Here is a 5,189-nt window from a genome sequence, read left to right as displayed (position 1 = left end):
GCACAATATGGAGCGGCTGTTCGAACTGCGCTGCATCCTCGAGGCCGAGTCGGCGGCGCTGGCAGCGGCGCGGCGCGGCAAAGAACATCTCGATTCGATCAAGGCCGCGCTCGACCGTATGGGCGGCGAGGAGCGCTGGGAAGAAGGCAGCATCGACGCCGACCTGCTCTTCCATCGCGAGATCGCGCGCGCCACCGGCAACAGCTACATCCACACCTTCATTTCCTTCGTCTGCGAGCAGATCCGCCACTCGATCCACTACGCCCGCATGACCAACCCGCTGCACGACCTCGTCGAGATCAATGTCGGCGAGCATGTGCGCATCTACGAGGCGCTTGTGGCGGGCGATCCTGCGGCTGCGGAAGCGGCAATGCGCGCTCACATCGTCGGCGCCGCCAACCGCGTCGGCGTCAAGTTGCCTATCCACAAAGCTGGCGGAGCGAAATAGCCATGGCGGCAAGCATCACGCGCATCTCCGACGTCTGTCTGCTGGTGGAAGACATCGAGCGTACCGTTGACTTCTACGTCGACAAGCTCGGCTTCCGCCTGCGCCGCCGCGCCGAGGGCTTTGCCGATTTCCATGGCGAGGGCGTGACGCTCGCCGCTTGGGAACTCGACCACATCAACCGCCATACAGGCGTGTCGAACCTGAAGTCGCCGCGCCGCGCGCACAAGGTCTGCGTCGCAGTGCAGCTCGATGCGCCGGCCGACATCGACCGCATGCATGCCGAACTCAGCGCCAGGGGCGTGCCCTTCTACGGCCCGCCCGAAGACTACGTCTGGAATGCGCGCTGCGCCTATTTCACCGACCCGGACGACACACTTTGGGAGCTTTACGCCTGGCTCGACGGCGGCCCTGGCGACTACCACGACGAACAGCCGTAGACGACGCCGTACCGGAAGGGAGCGGCGCCTGAAGAAGAGACGAGAAAGTCTGCAACAGGAGCGAAAAATGAGTGGGAACAGGGACTTCGAATTGAATCGTCGCGTTTTCGTGAAAGGCGGCATGGCAGCCGTTGCGGCTGCGTCCGCCGGCATGCAGCTTGTGCTGACGCCCGGCGCGAAAGCCGCCGGCAAGGTCGTCATCCAGTATGACTGGCTGATGTCCAACGGCCAGATCGGCGATATCGCGGCCGTCGCCAACGGCTATTTCAAGGATGCCGGGCTGGAGGTCGAATTCAGCCCCGGCGGCCCTAACGCTTCGACCGTTCCGCCTGTCATTTCGGGGGCCGCGCAGCTTGGACAGTTCTCGGAAACGCCGCAGCTTTATTCGGCCCGCGCCAGCGGCGTGCCGATCAAGATCATCGCCTGCGGCTTCCGCACCGGTCCTTACGCACTGACGTCCAAGCCCGCAAAACCGATCCGCGGCGTCGCCGATCTCAAGGGCAAGAAGATCGGCATCCAGCCGACGGCGCGCTTCGTCATCGACGAGATCCTGGCCAAGAACGGCATCGATCCGTCGGAGGTGACCATCGTCAATGTCGGCTTCGACAAGGCGCCGCTGGTGCGCGGCGACGTCGACGCCATCGGCGGCTGGATCACCAACACCCAGGCGCTCAGCGTCGTCGGCGACGACCGCATCGACCTGCTGACGCGCGATCTCGGGCTGAGCTCCTACGCCGACGTCTATTTCGCCACCGACGCGGCGATCGAAAAGGACCCTGAGACGCTGGCGAAGTTCATCGGCGCTGTCGGCAAGGGCTGGGGCTGGGTGCACGCTAACCCGCAGGAAGCGGTCAAGAAGATGGTCGCCGCCTATCCGGAAATGGATCTCGGCTGGGAGGAAAAGACCGTCAATCTGGTGTTGAAACTCTCCTTTGACGGCGCCACCGCCAAGGACGGCTGGGGTACGTTCGATCCAGCCTCGATCGAGGAGCAACTGGCGCTGCTCGACAAGGTCGGCCAGTATCCGAACGGTCGCCCGGCCGCCAAGGATGTCTACACCACCAAGATCCTGGAGCTTTCGGCCGCCGACCGGCCCAAGCTCGACGCGCCCGCCGCGTGATGCCAAGCGCGATCGAAGCGCGACGGCTGGATGTCGGCTATGGCGGCCGGCAGACGGCCGTCAAAGTGCTCGCCGGCCTCGATTTGACCGTCGCGGCCGGTTCCTTCCTGTCGATCCTGGGGCCGTCCGGCTGCGGCAAGTCGACCTTGCTCCGCGTGGTGGCCGACCTGCTCGATCCGCTCGGAGGTACGATCAGCGTGCTTGGCGAAACACCGCACACGGTGCGCTCGCGCCGCGATGTCGGCTTCGTCTTCCAGGATTCGACCCTGCTGCCCTGGCGCACGGTGCGCGATAATGTGCGCCTGCCGCTCGGTGTCGGCCAGGGCAGCCTGACGCGCAAGATCGAGGACCGCAGCGCGGAACTGCTGGAATTGATGGGCCTCGGCGGCCTCAGTGAGCGCCTGCCGCATCAGCTTTCCGGCGGCCAGCGCCAGCGCGTGGCGATCGCGCGTGCCTTGCTCGGCGAGCCCAAATTGCTGTTGATGGACGAACCCTTCGGCGCACTCGACGAGATCACGCGCGACCGATTGAACGACGAGCTTCTCGCGCTCTGGCGGCGCACCGGCACGACGATCCTTTTCGTCACTCATTCCATCGCCGAGGCCGCCTATCTCGGCGAGCGCGTCATCGTGCTGGCCGCCAATCCTGGGCGCGTCGTCAAGGACCTCGACATGCGGCCCTTCAAGCAGGAAGGCAATCGCTGCAAGCGCGAGGATCCGGTGATCGTCGCCGCCATGGCCGATCTGCGCATGGCGCTGGAGCGCGCATCGTGAGACAGGCGCCGCTCTCTCCGCAAATGACCATTGCGCTCCCCGTCCTCGGCGCGGCTTCGATCCTGCTCGCCTGGCAATACTTGCTGCCGCTGCTCGGCGTGCCGGCCTATATCGTGCCGACGCCGACGGCGATATTCGGCGTCTTCCAGAAGAACTTTTCGCTCCTCATCGACAATCTGCGGCCGACCTTGATCGAGGCGCTGGCCGGTTTCGTCATCGGCAATCTGGCTGCCGTGCTGCTGGCCGTGCTCTTCGTCCACAGCCGCGTGCTTCAGGCCGCCTATTTCCCGATCGTGCTGTTCTTCAACACCATTCCGATCCTGGCGCTGTCGCCGATCATCATCCTGATCTTCGGTCTCGGCATGACGCCGAAGATCGTCATCGCCGCGGTGATCTGCTTCTTCCCGACGCTGGTGAACATGATCCGCGGCCTCGATTCGGCCAGCGACAACGAACACGAGCTGTTCCGGGTGCTGTCGGCGACACGCTCGGAGATTTTCTGGAGCCTGCGCCTGCCGCGCGCGCTGCCGATGCTGTTCTCCTCGCTCAGGATCGCGTCGGCCACCGCCGTGATCGGCGCCATCGTCGGCGAATGGATCGGCTCGGACAAAGGGCTCGGCGCGCTGATCATCCAGGCGACCTTCAACTACCAGTCCGACCGGCTTTATGCGGCGATCGTGCTGTCGTCGTCGCTGTCGATCGCGCTGTTCTGCCTCGTCGTCCTGATCGAGCGGCGAATCATCAAATACTGAGCAAGACGGCAGCCCGCGCCGTGTGCTCACATATCGAGATAGGAACAGCCTCCCGATCAGGCATTCATCGCGCATTTAATCCGCCTGCGGTAGGATGCCGGCGCACAACCAAACCGGGAGACAATTCGTGTTAAAAACTTTTCACGTCTCGATCCGGGCGACGCTGGCCTTGATATGCCTGGCCGGACTGGTCGCCGCGGCGTCCGCCCTTTTGCCCGCCTCCGCCTCGGCGCAGCAGCTGCGGCGATGCGCCAAGGAAGGCGGCATATGCCGCTTGCCCTATCCCACGGAAGTGGTTTACGGCGCCCGGGGCCGAACAACCTCGCGGTTTTTCGACCGTCAGGCCGTGCCGTGCTCGAATCGCCTTTTTGGCGATCCCGCTCCCGGCCGCGAGAAGGCCTGTTATTTCGTCGCGCGTGGCGGCGGCTATGGCGATGACGACAATTACGGGGACAATGACTACGGCTCACGCCCGGACCGCGGCGAATGGGTCGCCTGCGCCAGGGAGGGCGAATTCTGCGATTTCCGCGGCCGCGCGATGGTCAGATACGGCGCACGTGGCCAATACACGCAGGATGTTTTCAGGAACGGCGTTCGCTGCGGCAACAACGCTTTCGGCGATGATCCCGCCCCGGGCGCTCACAAGCGCTGCTACGTCCGGCAATAGCGGTCTGAACCCGGCTCATGACGGGGTGGCGGCTCTGCAAGGCCGCTGCCCCGTTCTACTTCCTGCTTGTCCAGCGGATTGGTGGGCGATGACGGGCTCGAACCGCCGACATCTTCGGTGTAAACGAAGCGCTCTACCAACTGAGCTAATCGCCCGCTTGAGCGCGGACCTTTAAGCAGTTAGGGCCGCATTCGCAAGGCCAAATGAAGGGATCGCGTGCGCCCTGCAATGCGGATTTCCCCAGTCTCGATGGCGCTGTCAAAAAACCTTCTCCTGATTGCTATAATGCTTGAATGCCGCGCTTGACACCCGCAGGCGAACCCCTTATCCAGCGCCCCAACGACGAACACGGCTGACACGTGCTCGTCAGTGCGCGGGTGTAGCTCAGTCGGTTAGAGTGCCGGCCTGTCACGCCGGAGGTCGCGGGTTCGAGCCCCGTCACTCGCGCCATTAGCTTCTTGAAATATTGTATTTTCTGAGCTCCCTGCTGACAATCCGACAGCGCCCGCCACCGCGTTGGTCGCCGCCGCTGCTGCCGCCTGAAAAAGCCGCGGTGAGGACCCGGGTCCGCGGTTGATCTGCTCGACCACAGCATGTCTCCCGAAAGCGGGAACCGGTTTCGGGACAAAGACATGCGCAAAGTCAAAAGCCTAAAGCGCAGGGAGGGAATCTGAAAGATCGCGACGCGCTCTAGGTCAAAAGGGCTTACCCTGCTGCCCATTCTTGCCCCGGCCAGACCGAGCTGCCCCTACGGAATAAGGGGCTATATCCTTTCGTTATTCGGACCTATGCCATTGGAAGAGAGGACCTCGGTCGATTGCGGACTTGCTGGCAAATCGACAGTCTGCGCCCGCGCCGGCTGATAAACCCCAAGCCCCCCGCCCATCGGTCGGTGCATAGCCCGGCTTGCGAGCCTGAAAAACAAAGCAAGCCGGGCTCGCTTGGACCGAAACTTAGTAGCACCCCATGATCACTTGCATGCTCATAGCATG

Annotated in this window: 6 protein-coding genes and 2 tRNA genes; 7 read left to right on the top strand and 1 reads right to left on the bottom strand. The window is 63.6% G+C overall.

Annotation, left to right across the window (positions count from 1 at the left end; all coding sequences use genetic code 11):
* The 6 genes from EOD07_RS21590 to EOD07_RS21565 form a co-directional block, all read left to right on the top strand.
* Window positions 1-448: FCD domain-containing protein (locus EOD07_RS21590; RefSeq protein WP_164772408.1), on the top strand; the 448-nt coding region annotated here is incomplete at its 5' end.
* Between the two features lie 2 nt (window positions 449-450).
* Window positions 451-885: a VOC family protein gene (locus EOD07_RS21585; protein WP_206519519.1), complete on the top strand. Its 435-nt coding sequence runs from the start codon at window positions 451-453 to the stop codon at window positions 883-885.
* A gap of 67 nt (window positions 886-952) precedes the next feature.
* Window positions 953-2,005, top strand: a complete 1,053-nt coding sequence (locus EOD07_RS21580; RefSeq protein ID WP_206519518.1) for an ABC transporter substrate-binding protein — start codon at window positions 953-955, stop codon at window positions 2,003-2,005.
* On the top strand, window positions 2,005-2,778 hold the full coding sequence (locus EOD07_RS21575) for an ABC transporter ATP-binding protein (RefSeq protein ID WP_127236910.1): 774 nt from the start codon (window positions 2,005-2,007) through the stop codon (window positions 2,776-2,778). The genes EOD07_RS21580 and EOD07_RS21575 overlap by 1 nt, the downstream gene beginning before the upstream one ends.
* A complete protein-coding gene (locus EOD07_RS21570) occupies window positions 2,775-3,530 on the top strand; it encodes an ABC transporter permease (RefSeq protein WP_040981339.1) in 756 nt (251 codons plus the stop codon). Before EOD07_RS21575 ends, EOD07_RS21570 begins: the two co-directional genes overlap by 4 nt.
* A 94-nt stretch (window positions 3,531-3,624) precedes the next feature.
* Window positions 3,625-4,197, top strand: a complete 573-nt coding sequence (locus EOD07_RS21565) for a hypothetical protein (RefSeq protein WP_245470377.1) — start codon at window positions 3,625-3,627, stop codon at window positions 4,195-4,197.
* 79 nt (window positions 4,198-4,276) lie between these two features.
* Here EOD07_RS21565 and EOD07_RS21560 read toward each other — a convergent pair.
* A tRNA-Val gene (locus EOD07_RS21560) sits at window positions 4,277-4,352 on the bottom strand.
* Window positions 4,353-4,570: 218 nt separating this feature from the next.
* Here EOD07_RS21560 and EOD07_RS21555 point away from each other — a divergent pair.
* Window positions 4,571-4,647: transfer RNA gene (locus tag EOD07_RS21555), tRNA-Asp, on the top strand.
* Window positions 4,648-5,189 lie beyond the last annotated feature (542 nt).

This window comes from Mesorhizobium sp. M2C.T.Ca.TU.002.02.1.1 (assembly GCF_003997225.1).
Note: the sequence above shows the minus strand (reverse complement) of the source record. Positions and strands in the feature narration are given on the sequence as shown.

What these genes read in the sequence shown, in the direction of transcription:
- EOD07_RS21580 (WP_206519518.1), top strand. Translation starts at nt 953, where the DNA reads ATGAGTGGGAACAGGGACTTCGAATTGAATCGTCGCGTTTTCGTGAAA.
- EOD07_RS21565 (WP_245470377.1), top strand. Translation starts at nt 3,625, where the DNA reads ATGCCGGCGCACAACCAAACCGGGAGACAATTCGTGTTAAAAACTTTT.
- EOD07_RS21575 (WP_127236910.1), top strand. Translation starts at nt 2,005, where the DNA reads ATGCCAAGCGCGATCGAAGCGCGACGGCTGGATGTCGGCTATGGCGGC.
- EOD07_RS21585 (WP_206519519.1), top strand. Translation starts at nt 451, where the DNA reads ATGGCGGCAAGCATCACGCGCATCTCCGACGTCTGTCTGCTGGTGGAA.